The organism is Actinomadura latina NBRC 106108 (genome assembly GCF_001552195.1).
GTDB classification, from domain to species: domain Bacteria; phylum Actinomycetota; class Actinomycetes; order Streptosporangiales; family Streptosporangiaceae; genus Spirillospora; species Spirillospora latina.
The window spans coordinates 47174-63269 of sequence record NZ_BCQS01000015.1 but is presented as its reverse complement, the minus strand read 5'-3'; the positions used below and the strand labels follow the sequence as shown (position 1 = coordinate 63269).

The 16096-nt window shown below is 74.3% G+C and carries 15 protein-coding genes and 1 pseudogene; 13 read left to right on the top strand and 3 right to left on the bottom strand.

Annotated features, from left to right (window positions below; genetic code table 11):
* The 6 genes and pseudogenes from AL2_RS38105 to AL2_RS21245 all read left to right on the top strand — a co-directional run.
* Positions 1–300: pseudogene (locus tag AL2_RS38105) on the top strand (hypothetical protein); the annotation flags it as partial.
* Between the two features lie 61 nt (positions 301–361).
* Positions 362–2479, top strand: coding sequence for an SseB family protein (locus AL2_RS21265; protein ID WP_067636099.1), 2118 nt, complete (start codon positions 362–364; stop codon positions 2477–2479).
* Positions 2476–2844, top strand: a complete 369-nt coding sequence (locus tag AL2_RS21260) for a UCP033725 family protein (RefSeq protein ID WP_067636097.1) — start codon at positions 2476–2478, stop codon at positions 2842–2844. Before AL2_RS21265 ends, AL2_RS21260 begins: the two co-directional genes overlap by 4 nt.
* A 22-nt stretch (positions 2845–2866) precedes the next feature.
* Positions 2867–3619, top strand: a complete 753-nt coding sequence (locus AL2_RS21255) for a LamB/YcsF family protein (protein WP_067636095.1) — start codon at positions 2867–2869, stop codon at positions 3617–3619.
* Entirely contained in the window at positions 3616–4230 is a 615-nt protein-coding gene (gene pxpB / locus AL2_RS21250) for a 5-oxoprolinase subunit PxpB (protein WP_067636089.1), read from the top strand. The genes AL2_RS21255 and pxpB overlap by 4 nt, the downstream gene beginning before the upstream one ends.
* A gap of 44 nt (positions 4231–4274) precedes the next feature.
* Positions 4275–5126: a 5-oxoprolinase subunit C family protein gene (locus AL2_RS21245; RefSeq protein WP_312032915.1), complete on the top strand. Its 852-nt coding sequence runs from the start codon at positions 4275–4277 to the stop codon at positions 5124–5126.
* Here AL2_RS21245 and AL2_RS21240 read toward each other — a convergent pair.
* Together AL2_RS21240 and AL2_RS21235 are read right to left on the bottom strand one after the other, a co-directional pair.
* Positions 5123–5818: a histidine phosphatase family protein gene (locus AL2_RS21240; RefSeq protein WP_067636113.1), complete on the bottom strand. Its 696-nt coding sequence runs from the start codon at positions 5816–5818 to the stop codon at positions 5123–5125. The genes AL2_RS21245 and AL2_RS21240 overlap by 4 nt on opposite strands.
* Before the next feature lie 83 nt (positions 5819–5901).
* A complete protein-coding gene (locus AL2_RS21235; protein WP_174550868.1) occupies positions 5902–8454 on the bottom strand; it encodes an AAA family ATPase in 2553 nt (850 codons plus the stop codon).
* Positions 8455–8638: 184 nt separating this feature from the next.
* Between AL2_RS21235 and AL2_RS21230 the strand changes: the two genes are divergently transcribed.
* The 7 genes from AL2_RS21230 (at position 8639) to AL2_RS21200 (ending at position 14602) form a co-directional block, all read left to right on the top strand.
* On the top strand, positions 8639–9562 hold the full coding sequence (locus AL2_RS21230; protein WP_067636087.1) for an ABC transporter ATP-binding protein: 924 nt from the start codon (positions 8639–8641) through the stop codon (positions 9560–9562).
* The gene (locus AL2_RS21225) at positions 9559–10287 is read left to right on the top strand and encodes an ABC transporter permease (RefSeq protein WP_067636085.1); all 729 of its coding nucleotides are present in this window, start codon (positions 9559–9561) and stop codon (positions 10285–10287) included. The genes AL2_RS21230 and AL2_RS21225 overlap by 4 nt, the downstream gene beginning before the upstream one ends.
* Positions 10288–10334: 47 nt before the next feature.
* Positions 10335–11540 carry a sensor histidine kinase gene (locus AL2_RS21220; RefSeq protein ID WP_083946746.1) on the top strand — a complete coding sequence of 402 codons (1206 nt, stop codon included), beginning with the start codon at positions 10335–10337 and terminating at the stop codon, positions 11538–11540.
* Positions 11541–11545: 5 nt separating this feature from the next.
* Entirely contained in the window at positions 11546–12151 is a 606-nt protein-coding gene (locus AL2_RS21215) for a response regulator transcription factor (protein ID WP_067636110.1), read from the top strand.
* An 84-nt stretch (positions 12152–12235) separates the two neighbouring features.
* A complete protein-coding gene (locus tag AL2_RS21210) occupies positions 12236–13144 on the top strand; it encodes a haloalkane dehalogenase (protein ID WP_067636083.1) in 909 nt (302 codons plus the stop codon).
* A gap of 72 nt (positions 13145–13216) precedes the next feature.
* Positions 13217–13921, top strand: coding sequence for a ribonuclease HII (gene rnhB / locus AL2_RS21205; RefSeq protein ID WP_067636109.1), 705 nt, complete (start codon positions 13217–13219; stop codon positions 13919–13921).
* A 48-nt stretch (positions 13922–13969) separates the two neighbouring features.
* Positions 13970–14602 carry an HhH-GDP family DNA glycosylase gene (locus AL2_RS21200; protein ID WP_067636079.1) on the top strand — a complete coding sequence of 211 codons (633 nt, stop codon included), beginning with the start codon at positions 13970–13972 and terminating at the stop codon, positions 14600–14602.
* Positions 14603–14630: 28 nt separating this feature from the next.
* On the opposite strand, the gene AL2_RS21195 is transcribed toward AL2_RS21200, so the two are convergent.
* Complete coding sequence (locus AL2_RS21195; protein WP_067636078.1) at positions 14631–16058, bottom strand: TerD family protein; 1428 nt, start codon at positions 16056–16058, stop codon at positions 14631–14633.
* Positions 16059–16096 lie beyond the last annotated feature (38 nt).

The following is a 16096-nucleotide window of genomic DNA, read 5'->3' as shown; positions in this document are numbered from 1 at the left end:
AACGCAACGCCCGGCATCGGCACAACGCCCGGCAACAACGCAACGCCCGGCATCGGCACAACGCCCGGCAACAACGCAACGCCCGGCATCGGCGCGCCGCCCGGCAGCGACGGCGTGCCGGACAGGGCGCCCGCTGCGCCGAGGCAGCCCGCCGGCGTCCCGATGAGGCCGCCGCACGGCACCCGCCTCTGGCGGTCGGCCGGCGACGGTGACGAGACGCCGCTCGCGGTGTACGACGCCATCGGCGGGGTCTGGGCGCAGGTGCGGACCGACGCCGTTCCGGCTCCCTGGACCGAGTGACGCGGCGTTCGGCTACCGTCAAGTACGGAACCTCGCCCCGCGGACGTGAAAGTGGATCCGAGTGGACTGGAACGACTTCGCCAAACGGCTGACGCTTGAGCTCTCCAGGCTCCCGGTCACGTCGTTCCTCATCGTGCAGGGGCCGAGCGGGCTGCCCTACGCCCAGGCGATGAGGTCGGAGGGCGTACTGGACGCGGAGGCCGTCGGCAGCGCGTTCCTGCCCCGCCCGCTGGCCCCGCGGCAGGAGCGCCGGCTCAGGGCGCTCGGCTGGGAGCCGCCGGACGAGGAGGAGCGCAAGAACTGGTGGGACCGGTTCACCTGGCGCGACCGCGGCGGCCGCGCCTCCGCCGAGTACCTGGAGGCGTGCGCGATGCTCGCCGGGCAGGTGGTCGGCGCCTTCCGCGACGTGTACGGCATCGAGTCCCCGCTCGAACTGGTCTACCAGGCGAGCAAGGCGGGCCCGGACGGCGGGCCGCTGGCCCTGCCCGGCCTCGGCATCCCGCTGGCCGTCCCCGAGGACGAGCGGCGCTCCGCCGCGTCCTCCGCGCGGGCCGCCCGGCCCTCCGGCTCCGCCCTGGAGACCGCCCTCACCGACGCCCGGGAACGCGGCGACCAGCACGGCTACCTGGAGCTCCTCGCGCGCGCGGTCCTGTACCTGCCCTCGCCGGGCGAGCCGGGGGCGGACGGGCACCAGTTCGCCACGGCGCAGTTCGGGGACGGCACGTTCGTCCTGGCGTTCACCTCGCCCGAGGCCATGGACCGCTCCCTTCAGGGCCAGGCCGTCCACCACCGGGAGGCGTCGTTGGCGGAGCTGTCCCGCCGCTGGCCTCACCCGGAATGGCAGCTCGCGGTCAACCCGGGCCTGCCGAGCGCCTCGTACCTGGACGCGAAGGCGCTGCTGGAGCCGGAGGAGCCGCGCAAGCCCGCCGCCCCGACGCCGCCGGTGCCGACGGACGTCCACGTGGCGGGCCCGTCGTCCCGCACGCGGACCCGCGGCGTCAAGCCGCCCCGCAACCGCCCCGGCGCCGGCCGGCAGGCCCCCAGGCCGCCGCAGAGCCCCGAACCGGTGCGGAGCCGACCGCAGGATTCCCCGGCCGCCGCCGCGCCGCCACAGGCCCCCACAGACCCGCGCGACGACTCCGGCGCGCGGCGGCCGCCCGCCCGCCGGGCGCAGCCCGCCGCCCCCGCCGCACCCGCGCCGGCGGCCGCCCCGTCGCCGGTCTCCCCGTCTCCGGTCTCCCCGTCGCCGGTCTCCCCGTCTCCGCCCGCCCCGTCCCCCGCCGCCCCGTCCCCTGCCTCGGTGCCCGCGCCGCCGGCCCCCGCCGAGCGTCCCGCCGCCCCGGCCCGCCGTCCCGCCGCCGCACAGCGGCCCCCGGCGCCGGCCGCTCGGCCCCCGGCGCCCGCCCCACAGCCGACGGTGCCCGCCCCGCGACCGCAGGCACCCGCCGCCCAGCACCGCGCCGCGGCCACGCGGCCGCCTGCCGCCGCGCCGCAGCGACCGTCGGCCGCGCCGCAACGACCCGCTCCCGCGCGGCGCAGGCCCGAGCCCCCGGTGTCGCGGGAGACGCCGAGCGACCCGCACGGCCTCCCCGTCGCCCCCCTCTACGGCCAGGGCAGGCGGGAGACCGCCCCCGCCGCGCAGGCGGGCGACCTCCGGGCCGCGGACGGGGCCCGCGACGCGGCGTCCGAAGTCGTGGTGATGCAGAAGGTGGTGCGGCCGGAGCACGTGCAGCACTACCTGGAGGGCGGCTACGACCTGGTCGCCGGCTACGTGCACCGCCTGCGGGACGTCCAGGAGATCAGGTCCCCCGCGGCGACGATCCGGGCGCTCGGCCTCATGTACGAGGGGTCGCCCTTCACGCACGCGGACGAGCAGATCTTCGTGATCCGCTGGCCGGCGGTGAAGCCGGCGCTGTTCCGCCGCCCGCTCGGCGGGATCGACGAGTGGAGCATGGGGATCATCCCGGGCGGCTGGGTGATCGAGCGGGCGCCGTTCCCCGGGTCGGGGTACGCGCCGGGCGACGGCCCCGCCATCCCGGAGTTCAAGATCGAGAGCCAGCGGCTCCCGCACGGCGCCGAGCTGTACCGCCTGGACGCGCGCGGCGCCGAGACCCTGGTCGCGGAATTCGACGCCGATCTGCGCAGGTGGCTGGTGAAACTGCCGGGAGGACGGGAATGAGCATCCGGCACGGGTTCTACGCGGGCTGGCGCGGCGCCGAGTACGAGGCGAGCCCCGACGGCGACCGGGTGCGGCTCTACGCCGTGCGGCACGCCGACGGGTTCCGGCAGATCTCACCCGACCGGTACGTCCAGGTGGTGCCTCTGGCGGAGGTCGACCGCGTGCGGTACGTGACCACGCACTGCACCTGGCGCGGCGAGCCGTTCGTCGTGCTCGGCGAGCACGACGGCTGGCTCCGCGTGGAGTACTGCGGCGGGAAGGCGCCGGTCGCCGAAGGGCTCGGGCTGGAGCTGTTCGACCGCGGCGTGTATCAGGCGTGGGCGTCCAGGCACGAGGTCGAGGACCTGCGCGAAGAGACCGTCTGACACGGGGAACGGGGGTGCCGGCATGACGGTCATCGATGTCAACGCCGACCTCGGCGAGGGGTTCGGCATCTGGGAGCTGGGCGACGACCTGGCGCTGCTCGACGTGATCACGAGCGCGAACGTGGCGTGCGGGTTCCACGCGGGCGACCCGCTGATCATGCGGCGGGTGTGCGCGGCGGCCGTCGAGCGCGGCGTGGCCATCGGCGCGCAGGTGTCGTACCGGGATCTGGCCGGTTTCGGACGCCGTGAGATCGACGTGGCCGCGCCCGAGCTGACCGCCGAGGTCCTCTACCAGCTCGCGGCCCTGGACGGCATCGCGCGCGCGGAGGGCGGACGTGTCGCCTACGTCAAGCCGCATGGCGCGCTCTACAACCGCGTGAGCCGCGACCCCGTCCAGGCCAGTGCGGTGGCCGAGGCGGTACGGGTGTACGACTCGTCTCTGCCGCTGCTGACCCTGCCGGGCTCTGCGGTGCATGACGTCGCCGATGGGCTCACCGTCGTCGCGGAGTGTTTCGCCGACCGCGCCTACACGCCGGCGGGCGGGCTCGTGTCCCGCCGTGAGCCGGGGTCTGTCGTTGACGACCAGGAGGCCGTCGTCCAGCGCGCGGTCAGGATGGCCGTAGACGGAACCGTCGTCGCGGTGGACGGCAGTGAAGTCACGCTCAAGGCGCGTTCCATCTGCGTGCACGGTGACACACCGGGCGCGGTGGCGCTGGCCCGGTCGGTCCGTTCGGCGCTGTCCGACGCGGGTGTCGCGCTGGAGCCGTTCACGTGAGAGTGCTGCGGGCGGGCGACACTGCCCTGCTCGTGGAGACGGGCGACCTCGCCACCGCTCACCGGCTCAACGCCGCCCTCCGCGACGACCCGCTGCCAGGCGTCGTGGACGTCGTGCCGGGCGAGCAGACCGTCCTCGTGGTCGCCGACCCGTCGGCCGACCTCGACCGCCTTGCCGCGCGCCTGCCCCGGCTGCCGCTGCCGGCGGACGCGGAGGGCGGCGCGGAGCCGGTGGAGATCCCGGTCGTCTACGACGGCGAGGACCTCGACGAGGTCGCCGATCTGACGGGGCTGTCGCGCGAGGAGGTCGTCCGCCGGCATTCCGGGGGCCTGTACACGGTCGCCTACGTCGGCTTCTCCCCCGGTTTCGGCTACCTGACGGGCCTGGACCCGGCGCTGCACGTGGCGCGCCGCGAGTCGCCCCGCACGGCCGTCCCGGCCGGGTCGGTGGCGATCGCCGGGCCGTACGCGGCCGTCTACCCGTCCCGGTCGCCGGGCGGATGGCGGCTGCTCGGGAGCAGCCGGCTGCGGCTGTGGGACGTCACGCGCGATCCGCCGTCGCTGCTCCGGCCGGGCACGCGGGTCCGCTTCGTCCCCGAGGAGCGTCGTTGATCGGGGCGCCGTGTTGATCGAGGGGCCGTGTTGATCGAGGCGCCGTGTTGATCGAGGTCGTGCGGCCCGGCCCGCTGGCGACCGTGCAGGACCTCGGCCGGCCCGGCCGCGCGCATCTCGGCGTCCCGCGCTCCGGCGCCGCCGACGAGCGCGCGTTGAGGCTGGCGAACCGGCTCGTCGGCAATCCCGAGGGCGCGGCGGGCGTGGAACTCACCTTCGGCGGCGCGGCGCTGCGTTTTCACGGGCACGCCTGGGTCGCGGTCACGGGCGCGCCGGTGACCGTGCGGGTCGACGGCCGCGCGCACGGGACGAACGCGCCATGCTTCGTGGCGGACGGTGCCGTGGTGGAGGTCGGTACGCCTTCGTCCGGGCTGCGCAGTTACCTCGCGGTGCGGGGCGGTGTCGTGGTCGATGAGGTTCTCGGGAGCCGGTCGACCGATCTCCTGTCCGGCCTTGGCCCGGCTCCGCTGGCGCAGGGTGACCGCCTCCCGATCGGTTCTTGCAAGGGCCTTACCGGTATCGCCGTGGACGTCGCCCCCGTGCCTCCCCTTCCGGAGACTCCCGTGCTGCAGGTCAGGCCGGGTCCGCGTAACGACTGGTTCGCGGACGACGCGCTGGCCACGCTCACGTCCGCGCTCTACGAGGTGTCGGCCGACAGCAACCGCGTGGGAGTCCGGTTGGACGGACCGCCCCTCGCCCGCGCGCGCGAAGGCGAACTGGGCAGCGAAGGGATGGTCACGGGGGCGGTCCAGGTGCCGCCCAGCGGGCTGCCCATCATCTTCCTGGCCGACCATCCGACGACGGGCGGCTATCCCGTCATCGCCGTGATCGGCTCGGCCGCCGTCGCCGACGCGGCGCAGCTGCGGCCGGGCCAGAAGCTCCGTTTCCGCCTCTAGGTCAGCGGCGCCGGAACCGACCAGTCCAGGTGGGACACGTCGTTGAAGCCGCGGATCGACGACAGCTCGCCGATGCGCACCAGCAGGGAGATCGACGCGTTGTCGGGGGCGAGGAACGCGAAGGGCCTGGCGCCGGTCGTGGCGGCGAGCGCCTGCGCGATCACCCCGCCGTGGGTGAACACCGCGATGCGGCCGCCCGCGTGCGCCGCCGCGAGCCGGGTGAGGCTCTCCTCGACGCGCGCCGCGAACTCGGCGATGGGCTCCGCGCCCGGGATGACGTCCCAGCGCTCCTCGGCCCACATCCGCTGCGCCACCGGGTCGTTCTCGGCGACCTTCTTGCGGAACAGCCCGCCCTCCCACTCCCCCAGGTGGACCTCGCGCATGCCCGCCTCGACGCGCGGCTCCAGGCCCAGGCGGCGGGCCAGGGGCGCCGCCGTCTCCGCGGTGCGGCGCAGCGGCGTGACGTAGATGGCGTCGAGCCTCTCGTCCGCGAGGCGGTCGGCGACCCGGTCGGCCTGCTCCCGTCCCTCGGGGGCGAGCTCGGGGTCGGCCTGGCCGTCCACGAGCGGGAACGGCCGGTCGGCGCGGGCCGGGGCCGAGGCGCCGTGCCTGATGAGAAGAAGCTCGGTCGCGCCGTTCGGCGCCTTGTACCGCGTCTGCCGGTACTCGACCGGCTCATCCCGCTCGTCCACGGACGGCACCCTAGACGACCGATCCGGCGCCGCGTCGAACGGGCCTCGCCTTACCGCGCAAGCCCACGGGAGGACGGCGCCCGCTACGCCAGGCGGTGGGCGAGATCGGCGAACGCGTTGCGCACGTCGGCGGTGGTGAGGAGCGTGAGGTCGTCGGCGGTGGCCCGGTCGCCGAGCTCGGCCGCCCGCAGCGCACGGCACGCGCACGCCTTCTCATACATGGAGCGGGCGAAGCGGCCGTTGCCGAACTCGTCGATCCGGCCCGTCCCGCAGACGCGCTGGAAGACGAGGGCGAGGTCGTCCAGGGCGTCGTCCTCCCAGCGGTCGCCGCCGTGCTCGGCGACGAGCTGGGCGATGCGGAGCAGTTCGTCCGGGCCGTAGGACGGGAAGCCGACGCGCACGTCGAACCGGGAGGCGAGCCCCGGGTTGGACGCGAGGAACCGGTCCATGTCGGCGTCATAGCCGGCGAGGACGACCACGAGCCGGTCACGGTCGTCCTCCGCTCGCTTGAGCAGCGTCTGCACCGCCTCCGCGCCGAACGCGTCGCCGCCGGAGTAGCCCTGGTTGCTCAGCGCGTACGCCTCGTCCACGAACAGGACGCCGCCGAGCGCCGAATCGACGACCTTGTTCGTCTTCAGGGCCGTCGCCCCGAGGTGCTCACCGACGAGGTCGGCGCGCTGTGCCTCGACCACCTCGGGACGGGCGAGGAGCCCCGCCGCGGCGAAGATGCGGCCGAGTACGCGCGCGACGGTGGTCTTGCCCGTCCCGGGCGGCCCGGTGAAGACGAAGTGGCGTGTCGGCGGGCGGGTGACGAGGCCCTGCTCCTGCCGCATCCGGGCCACCTGGAGCTGCGCGGCGATCTCCCTGACCTGCCGCTTCACCGGATCCAGCCCGATCATCGCGTCGAGCGAGCCGAGCGCCTCGTCCAGCGTCGGCGTCTCGGCGTAGCCGCGGTACCGCTCGGTGACCTCGGCGAACGCGGCCTCCACGTCCTCCGCGCGGAGGGTGACGAGGTCGTCGGCGCTGGGCGTGCCCGGCGTGCCTGACGCCGCGTCGACGACACGGACGTCCCGCGCGCGCGCCGCCGCCTCGGTCAGGGTCCGGACGAACCGTCCGTTCCCCAGTTCGTCGATGATGCCGCGCCGCTCGACCTCCTCGAAGCGCGCGGCGAGCCGCCGCCGGGCCTCCGGGTCGAGGCGGTCCTCGCGGAGCCCCGTGTGGTAGTCGGCGATCTGCAGCAGCTCGGACGGCCGGTACGACGGGAAGTGCACGCGCGTGCCGAACCGCGAGGCCAGCCCGGGGTTGGAGTCGAGGAACTCGGCCATCTGGACGTCGTAGCCGGCGAGGATGACGACCAGGTTGTCGCGGTCGTCCTCGGCGCGCTTGAGCAGCGTCTGGACGGCCTCGTCGCCGAAGCGGTCGGGCTGCCCCTCGGCGGAGTTGACCAGGGCGTACGCTTCGTCGATGAAGAGGACGCCGCCCAAGGCGGAGTCGACGAGCCGGTTGGTCTTGAGGGCCGTGGCGCCGAGGAACTCACCGACGAGGTCCGCGCGGTGGGCCTCGACCAAGGCCGGCTCCGGCAGCAGCCCGAACGCGTAGAAGATCTTGGCGAGGACGCGCGCGACGGTGGTCTTGCCCGTCCCCGAGGGGCCGACGAAGACGAAGTGCCGCATGGGCTTCTCGGTGGGCACGCCGGCGGCGGCGCGCAGGTGCGCGGCCTCGATGGACGCGGCGATCGAGCGGACCTGCCGCTTGACCGGCTCCAGCCCGATCATGTGCTCCAGTTCGGCGAGCGCGTCGGCGACGGAGATGTCGGGTGCCGCGGCGGTCCGGCGCTCGGGGGGAGCCTGGCGGTCCGGGGCCGGTGCGGACTCGGCCGCCTGCGCGGCGGCGCGCTGCTCGTGGGCCGGCTGGGCCGCCGCGGCGGCGGGCTCGTCGCCCGGTCCGCGCCGGTCGGGCCTGGTCGGCTTCCTGTCCGGCTTATCGAGACCGGGCGGGTTCTTGCGCGGGCCCGGCGGCATCGCGTCCCCCTTCGGGCTCGCCTGTTCCTGCACCCAGCCGGTCTCGTACGCCTCGGCGGGCACCGTGCGGCGCGCCCGGTCCCAGCGGTAGGCGAGGACGGCCAGGGCCGCCGCCCAGCCGGGCGCCGCGTTCGCCTCCGGCAGCAGCCGGGCGGTCGCCGCCGTCGCCACCCCCGCGGAGGCCAGGGCGAGCAGGGTGGTGCTCCACGGCGCGTACCCGCGCAGGCGGAAGGCGGCCACCGCCACGGGCAGTGCGAGCACGGCCAGGAGCACCGTCGGACTCAGGTACGACAGGTCGCCGCCGTCCGGGTAGAGCCTGCCCAGGGGCACCGACAGCGCGAGCCAGGACGCGATGACCGCGACGACCGCCATGCTCGTGGGCGAGCGCAGCGTCAGGTGGACCACGACCAGCACGACGACCGTGCCCACCGCCGCACCCGCGATCGGCCCATCGAGGACGACCGCCGCGGCGAGGGCGAGCGCGATCAGCACCAGCCCGGCCAAGAACCTCAGCCCCGGCGTGATGTGGAAGTAGCGCACCCGCAGGCGCTCGAAAAGATCCCGCGCCGCGGCGTCCTTAGCCGGGCGGGAACGGGACCTGTCGAACAAAGCCATCAAGGCGAGTAAAGCGCAGGACCGCCCGGAACGGGACTCCCCGCGCCCGGTTCCTTGGCGCCCGCCCACCCTGCCTGGGGCGGGGCCGGCCGCGCCCTGATCCCGAGACCAGGACATTTGTACTGTCCAGAAGTGGAGGTTCGAATCTGCTGCCGGGACCGGCCGAATCCGTAACGTCCGAGTCATGGAAGTCAGAACTGCGGAAACGGCCGTGCTCTTCACGGGTGCGGCCAAGAGTTACGGGACGGTGCGGGCCGTGGACGGCCTCGACCTGGGCATCGGCCGGGGGACGTCCGTGGCGCTGCTCGGCCCGAACGGGGCGGGCAAGTCCACGACGATCGCGATGCTGCTCGGCCTGGTCCCGCCCGACGCGGGGACGGTGCGGGTGCTGGGCACGGCACCGCAGCGGGCCGTGCGGGACGGCCGCGTCGGCGCGATGCCGCAGACGGGGCGGCTGATCGGCGGGGTGACCGTCCGGGAGCTGCTCGGCTTCGTCCGCCGCGCGTACGCGGCGAAGTCCGGCGGCCGGGACGTCCCGTCGCTCGCCGAGCTGATGGAGACCGCGCGCGTCACGGACCTGGCCGGGCGGCGGGCCGACCAGCTGTCGGGCGGGCAGGCGCAGCGCGTCAGGTTCGCGATCGCTGTGGCGGGCGCGCCCGACCTCCTCGTCCTGGACGAGCCCACCACCGGACTGGACATCGAGGCAAGGCGCGAGCTGTGGGCGAGCGTCCGCTCCTATGCCGAGCATGGGCGGACGATCCTGTTCTCCACCCACTACCTGGAGGAGGCCGACGACTACGCGGACCGGATCATCGTGTTCGACCGGGGCCGGGTCATCGCCGACGGGACCAGCGAGGACATCAAGCGGCGGGTCCCCGGCCGCACCGTCGGCTTCGACCTGGACGGGTCGGTGGCGGCGCTGGACGGCCTGCCGGGCGTGGTCGGCAGCGAGGTGCGCGGGCACCGTGTCCGGCTGCACACCACCGACTCGGACGCGACGGTCCTGGCACTGGCCCGGGCCGGCATGGTCCGCAACTTGGAAGTGACGGGGGCGGGCCTGGAGGAGGCGTTCCTCGCCCTGACCGAACGGAAGGAGGCAGTGCGATGATCCTGCATTACATCCGGCTGGAAATGGTGCGGCTGCTGCGCGACCCCGGTTATCTCGTGATGAGCCTGATATCGCCGCTCACGATGTACCTGGTGTTCACCAACCTCGATCTGACCGGTCGGTCCGGGCAGGCGGGAGCCGTCTACGCGATGGTGGGCATGGCGGGGTTCGGCGCAGTCGGGGCCGTGCTGAACAACGGCGTGTCCATCGCCGAGGACAAGCCGCTCGGCTGGATACGGCAGCTCCGGCTGCTGCCCCTGCGTCCGTCCGAGGTCGTCGTGGGCCGGACGCTGTGCGCGATGGCCGTCACCCTCCCGCCGATCCTCTCGATCTGCCTGGCGGGCGCCCTGGTGAACGGGGTGTCGCTCGGCGCCGCCCAGTGGGCGGCCGTGGTCGTGCTGCTCTGGGCGGGCATCGCGCCCATGGCGGTCCTCGGGATCGGCCTCGGGTACCTGCTCACCGCGCAGCAGGCGCAGATGGCGGCGCTGACCTGCTACATGGGCCTGTCCCTGCTGGGCGGCCTGTGGGTGCCGATCGCGAGGTTCCCCGGGTGGCTCCGGCACATCGCGGCGGCGACGCCGATCAACCGCTACGGGGAGCTGTCCTGGCGTGCCACGGACGGCCACGCCCCGACGCTGACCGGCGTCGTGCTCCTGGCGGCGTGGGCCGCCGCCTTCGTGGCCTTCGCCGCCTACGGCTACCGGCGCTCCGCCCGCACGCTGTGAACGGCGGCGTGGGCATACCGTGGCTTCGTGGACGCGGAGAACGGCGGTTGATCCCCTGGAAGGGCACTCCGCAGCGGCGTGTTCCCGACCTCGACCTGGAGAGTGTGGACCGCGACGGGCCCGGCGGCCACGCCTTCGTGTTCTGGCTCATCGTCCTGGTGTGGCCGCTCTGGGATCTGGCGCAGGGCCGCACCCATCCCGTGTGGCTCGCCGTCACGGCCCTGCTGGTGTTCGCGTTCCTCCACCTCGGCGTCATCCGCACCTCGTTCGACGGACGGTTCCCGCTGCGGGTCCCGACCGCGCTGCTGGTCGCCCAGGCGGGCGTCGCGTCCGCCGCGTCCCTGGGCTTCCAGGGCCGGTGGTACACGATGTTCCCGCTTCTCGGGCTCTCGGCCGGCGTCCTCGTCGGGCACCTGCCGCGGCGCGGGAGCGGCCCGGAGCTGCCGATGCTCCTCGGCATCGGCGGCGTGTCGACGCTGAGCGTCCTGGTGGGCTGGGCGGGCGGGGAGGACGGCGGCGCCCTCGCCGCGAACTGGTACGGCACCGCGACGGCGGGCGTGGTGACCGCGGTCATCCTGCGGCTGTTCACCGTCATCGGCCTGCTCCGGGACGCGCGGGAGGAGCTCGCCGAGGCGGCCGTGGCGCGCGAGCGGCTGCGCTTCTCCCGCGACCTGCACGACCTGCTCGGCCACACGCTGTCGCTGATGGTGGTGAAGGCGCAGGCCGTCCGGCTGATCGCCGAGCGCGACCCGGCGGTGGCCGCGCGGCAGGCCGCCGACATCGAGACCGTGGGGCGGCGGGCCCTGAACGAGGTGCGGCAGGCCGTCAGCGGGTACCGGGGCCGCGGCCTGGCCGCCGAGCTGGACGCCGCGCGGCTGGCGCTGGCGGACGCGGGGGTGGACGCCGCGATCCGCCGCACGGGCCCGCCGCCACCGGCCGGAACGGACGCGCTGCTCGGCTGGGCGGTCCGCGAGGGGGTCACCAACGTGATCCGGCACAGCGGGGCCGCGCACTGCGACATCACGGTCCGCGTAGACGAGGACGAGGCCGTCCTCCAGGTGAAGGACGACGGCGTGGGCGGAGCCGGTAATGACGGAGCCGTCGAAGGATCTGGTGGTCACGGGCTGCGCGGGCTGTCCGAACGGGTGGGGGCGGCCGACGGCACGGTCCAGGCGGGCCCCGCACCCGGCGGCGGATTCCTGCTCACCGTCACCGTCCCCGGCGGAGCGGCGCAGGGCGCGGGTGGACAATGAGGGACGTGATCAAGGTTCTGCTCGCCGAGGACCAGGGCATGATGCGCGGCGCGCTCGCGCTGCTGCTCGGGCTCGAGGAGGACATCGAGGTCGTCGCCGAGGTCGGCGACGGCGCGCGGGTGCTGCCGGAGGCGCTGCGGACCGTCCCGGACGTCGCCGTGCTCGACATCGAGATGCCCGGCCGCAGCGGCCTGGACGTGGCCGCCGACCTGCGCCGCGAGCTGCCCGCGTGCAGGGTGCTGATCGTCACCACGTTCGGGCGGCCCGGCTACCTGCGCCGCGCCATGGAGGCCGGGGCGAGCGGGTTCCTGGTCAAGGACGGCCCCATCGAGGACCTCGTCACGGCACTGCGGCGCGTCCTGGCCGGGGAGCGGGTGGTCGACCCCGCGCTGGCGACGGCGGCGCTGTCGGTGGGCCCGAACCCGCTGACCGACCGGGAACGGGACGTGCTGGCGGCCGCGGCCGACGGGTCACCCGTCTCCGACATCGCGGGACGACTGCATCTGTCGGAGAGCACCGTCCGCAACTACCTGTCGTCCGCGATCGGCAAGACGGGGGCGCGCAACCGCATCGAGGCGGTGGGCGCGGCGCGGCACAACGGCTGGCTCTGACCCGCGCCGTGGTTCCCTGCAGGACGGGGGCCACTGCAATGACAGGGGCCGCCACCACGACGGGGCCGCTGCCATGATGGGCGGATGCGGATCCTGCGTACCCCCGACGAACGCTTCGACGGCCTCCCGGACTTCCCCTACGAACCGCGCTACGCCGACGTCCCCACCCAGGACGGTGACGGCACGCTGCGCATGGCCTATGTCGAGGCAGGCCCGTCCGACGGTCCCGTGGTCCTGTGCCTGCACGGTGAGCCGAGCTGGTCGTTCCTCTACCGGCATGTCATGCGCGTCTTGGCGGACGCGGGGCTGCGCGTGGTCGTGCCCGACCTGGTCGGTTTCGGCCGCTCGGACAAACCCGCCGAGATGACCGACCACACCTACGCGCGCCACATCGAGTGGACGCGCTCGCTGGTGTTCGACGCCCTCGGCCTGCGGGACGTGACCCTCGTCGGGCAGGACTGGGGCGGCCTCATCGGCCTGCGCCTGGTGACCGCCCACCAGGACCGGTTCTCCCGTGTCGTCGCCGCCAACACCGGCCTCCCCACGGGCGACTTCCCGATGCCGGAGACATGGCTCAAGTTCCGCCAGTCCGTCCGCACGGCGGCCGAGTTCGACATCGCCCGCAACATCGCCTCCGGCTGCCGCACCGCGCTGTCCGACGACGTCCGCGCCGCCTACGACGCACCGTTCCCGGACGAGGCGTTCAAGGCGGGGCCGCGCGCGATGCCCGCGCTCGTCCCCGCCGAACCCGACGACCCGGAGGCGCAGCCCAACCGCGACGCGTGGGACGTCCTGCGCGCGTGGGACAAGCCGTTCCTCGTGGCCTTCAGCGACAAGGACCCCATCACCGGGGCGATGGCGCCGCTGTTCAAGCAGCTGGTTCCCGGCGCGCAGGGCATCGGGCACCCTACGATCGACGGCGCTGGCCACTTCCTCCAGGAGGACGACGGGGAACGGCTCGGCCACGCGATCGCGGCATTCGTGCGTTCTTGAGGAGCCTCCTTGACCGACCCCACCGGCGACGCCCTGCCCGGGTTCGACTCCGCCCCCTCCGGCTCCAGAGGGCTGCCCCGTGCCGCGGGCTACGGGATCGAGGACGAACTCCGGGCCGCGCGTCCGGTCACGATCGCCGGGGTCGACGAGGTCGGCCGCGGCGCCTGGGCCGGCCCCGTCGTGGTGTGCGCCGCGGTCACCGACCTGAGCGCGCCGCCCGTCCTGCCGGGCCGCGGCAAGAAGACCATCGCGCTCACCGACTCCAAGCTCCTCACCCAGGCGCACCGCGAGTCGTTCGCCGGCCTGCTGCCCGGCTGGCTCGCCGGGCACGCCATCGGCGCGTCGTCCCCCGAGGAGATCGACGAGGCCGGCATGACGGAGGCGCTGCGGCGGGCCGCCGTCCGCGCGCTGGAGTCACTGCCCGTCCGGCCCGACGTGGTCATCCTGGACGGCAAGCACGACTTTCTGGGCCGGCCCTGGCGGGTCCGCTGCGAGGTCAAGGCCGACCTCAGGTCGGTCACGGTCGCCGCCGCCTCCGTCTTGGCGAAGGTCCACCGTGACCGGCTGATGGCGGAGCTGGACGGCGAGTTCCCCGGTTACGGGTTCGCGGACAGTGCCGGGTACCCGTCGCCCGTCCACCAGAGGGCGCTCGAGGAGCACGGGCCCACACCGCACCACCGGATGTCCTGGTCCTACCTGGACGACCTCCCGCGCTGGCGGCACCTGAAGAAGCACCGGGACCCGCTCGCCGGCGAAGGACAGCTCAGCCTCCTGTGAGTCATCCCCCGCCGGCCGGGTAGGCGCCATCCACGGGAGGTACATGCCATGGATGCCGTCGTGAAGAAGCTGCTGCACGAGTCCGGCCGGACGTTCGCCGAGGAGGCCGGCATAACGCTGAAGGACCAGCCGGCGGCCTTGTTCAAGCTGCTCGTCCTGGCCAACCTGCTGAGCGCGCGCATCTCGTCGGACATCGCGGTCTCCGCCGCCCGCGAACTGTTCGAGGCCGGCGGCGGGACCGCGCGCGGGATGGGCAGGCTGTCGTGGCAGGACCGGGTGGACGCGCTCGGACGCGGCCACTACGTCCGCTACGACGAGTCCACCGCGTCCCGCCTGGGCGACACCGCCGAGATGGTCCAGGACAAGTACAAGGGCGATCTGCGGCGCCTCGCCATCGAGGCCGAACGCGACCCCGAGAAGGCGGCCGGCCTGCTGCAGGAGTTCCCCGGCATCGGCCCGACCGGCGTCGACATCTTCTGCCGCGAGGCCCAGGCCATCTGGCCCTGGCTTCGCCCCCACATCGACGACCAGGTGAAGAAGGGCGCCGAACGGCTCGGCCTGCCCACCGACCCCGGCCAGCTCGCCGGGAAGGTGCCGGAGAAGGAACTGGCCCGATTCACCGCCGCGCTCGTGCGCGTCGCCCACGACAAGAAGCTGGCGGACCAGCTGAAAGCCGCGTGACCACGCGCTCGCGGGCAAGGACGGCCGGTCAGTCTTTACCGCGCGAGGCGACCCACTCCAGGTTCCAGGCGTAGGCCTGGTCGACGGCCATCTTGCCCCAGCGCGCGCGGCCGGGCGGCGGCAGGATGAACCGCCCCTCGCGGCGGACGACCAGCTCGCCGTTCACGTTCTCGATGAGCGCCAGGACGGCGTCGCGGGACGCGTCCACGCAGTCGTCCATCCGCATGTCGATCGGCGGCGCACCCACCGGGAACAGCGTGGCGATCGCGTCCAGGCCGCGGAAGTCGTCGGCGCCGTCGTAGATCTCGGCGAACACCAGGATCCGCTTGAAGTCCTTGGTGTGGTCGAGGTTGATGTGGAGGTTCTCGCCCGACTCGATGGCCCCGGTGCGGTCGTCCTTGTCGAGCTTGATGAACGGCGCGCGTTCCAGCGCGCCCATGTCGCCGATCGCGTGGATGATGCCCTTGCGGCCGTCCTGCAGCTCCCAGAGGCAGCACAGGTCCAGGTCGAGGTCGACGCCGCGGCGGCGCTTGCCGAGCCGTCCCTTCGCGACGCCCTCGCGCGCGGTCCAGTTGAGGTTGACGCGCATGTGGCCGCCCGTCGCGCCGTGCTTGGTGAGCGACACCGACGGGGCGTTCTTCGTCAGGGAGATCTTGCCGCCCTGCTGCTGCGGCTGCGGCGGCCCGGGCGGGGGCGCGTACTGGCCGAGCGGCGGCGCGTACTGGCCGGGCGGGGGCGGCGGCGCGTACTGGCCCCCCGGCGGGGGCGGCGGGGGTGCGTACTGGCCGGGGGCCGGCGGCGGTGGGGGCGGTGGGGGCGGTACGTACTGGCCGCCGGGCGGCGGCGGGGGCGGGGCGTACTGCTGCTGCGGCGCCGGCGGAGCGGGCGGCTGCACCGGCTGCGGGGGCGCGGGCGGGGGTGCCGCCTGGCCGGGGTCGTCGACCGAGATGCCGTAGTCGGTGGCGAGGCCCGCGAGACCCGAGTCGTAGCCCTGGCCGACCGCGCGGAACTTCCATGCGCCCTGCCGCCGGTACAGCTCACCGAGGACGAAGGCCGTCTCCGTGGTGGCGCCCTGGCTGTCGAACCGCGCGACCTCCGTGCCGCCGGCCGCGTCGACCACCCGCACGTACAGGCCCTGGAACCGGCCGAACGTCCCGCCGTCCGAGGACGCCGCGATGACGACCTTCTCGATGGCGGGCTCGACCCGGTTCAGGTCCACCACCAGGACGTCCAGGACCGTCGGCCCCTGCTGCTTGCCCTCGTGCCGCACCGCGCCGGAGGCGTGCGCCGGCTGGTTGTAGAAGACGAAGTCGGCGTCCGAGCGGACCCGGCCGCTCTCGGTCACCAGGAGCGCCGACGCGTCCGCGTCCGGCACGCCGGGACCGGCCTGCCAGCCCAGCTCGATCCGCACCGAGGGAACCGGCACCGCGGTGTTGGCGCCCTTCTGCATCGACATGAACGCTCCTCATCATCTGGCCGACGTCACCAACCTAT

Bases quoted from the DNA above. Each gene is read 5' to 3' on its own strand.
- AL2_RS21260 (WP_067636097.1), top strand. From the start codon at position 2,476: ATGAGCATCCGGCACGGGTTCTACGCGGGCTGGCGCGGCGCCGAGTAC.
- AL2_RS21255 (WP_067636095.1), top strand. From the start codon at position 2,867: ATGACGGTCATCGATGTCAACGCCGACCTCGGCGAGGGGTTCGGCATC.
- AL2_RS21235 (WP_174550868.1), bottom strand. From the start codon at position 8,454: ATGGCTTTGTTCGACAGGTCCCGTTCCCGCCCGGCTAAGGACGCCGCG.
- AL2_RS21230 (WP_067636087.1), top strand. From the start codon at position 8,639: ATGGAAGTCAGAACTGCGGAAACGGCCGTGCTCTTCACGGGTGCGGCC.
- AL2_RS21225 (WP_067636085.1), top strand. From the start codon at position 9,559: ATGATCCTGCATTACATCCGGCTGGAAATGGTGCGGCTGCTGCGCGAC.
- AL2_RS21210 (WP_067636083.1), top strand. From the start codon at position 12,236: ATGCGGATCCTGCGTACCCCCGACGAACGCTTCGACGGCCTCCCGGAC.
- AL2_RS21200 (WP_067636079.1), top strand. From the start codon at position 13,970: ATGGATGCCGTCGTGAAGAAGCTGCTGCACGAGTCCGGCCGGACGTTC.
- AL2_RS21195 (WP_067636078.1), bottom strand. From the start codon at position 16,058: ATGTCGATGCAGAAGGGCGCCAACACCGCGGTGCCGGTTCCCTCGGTG.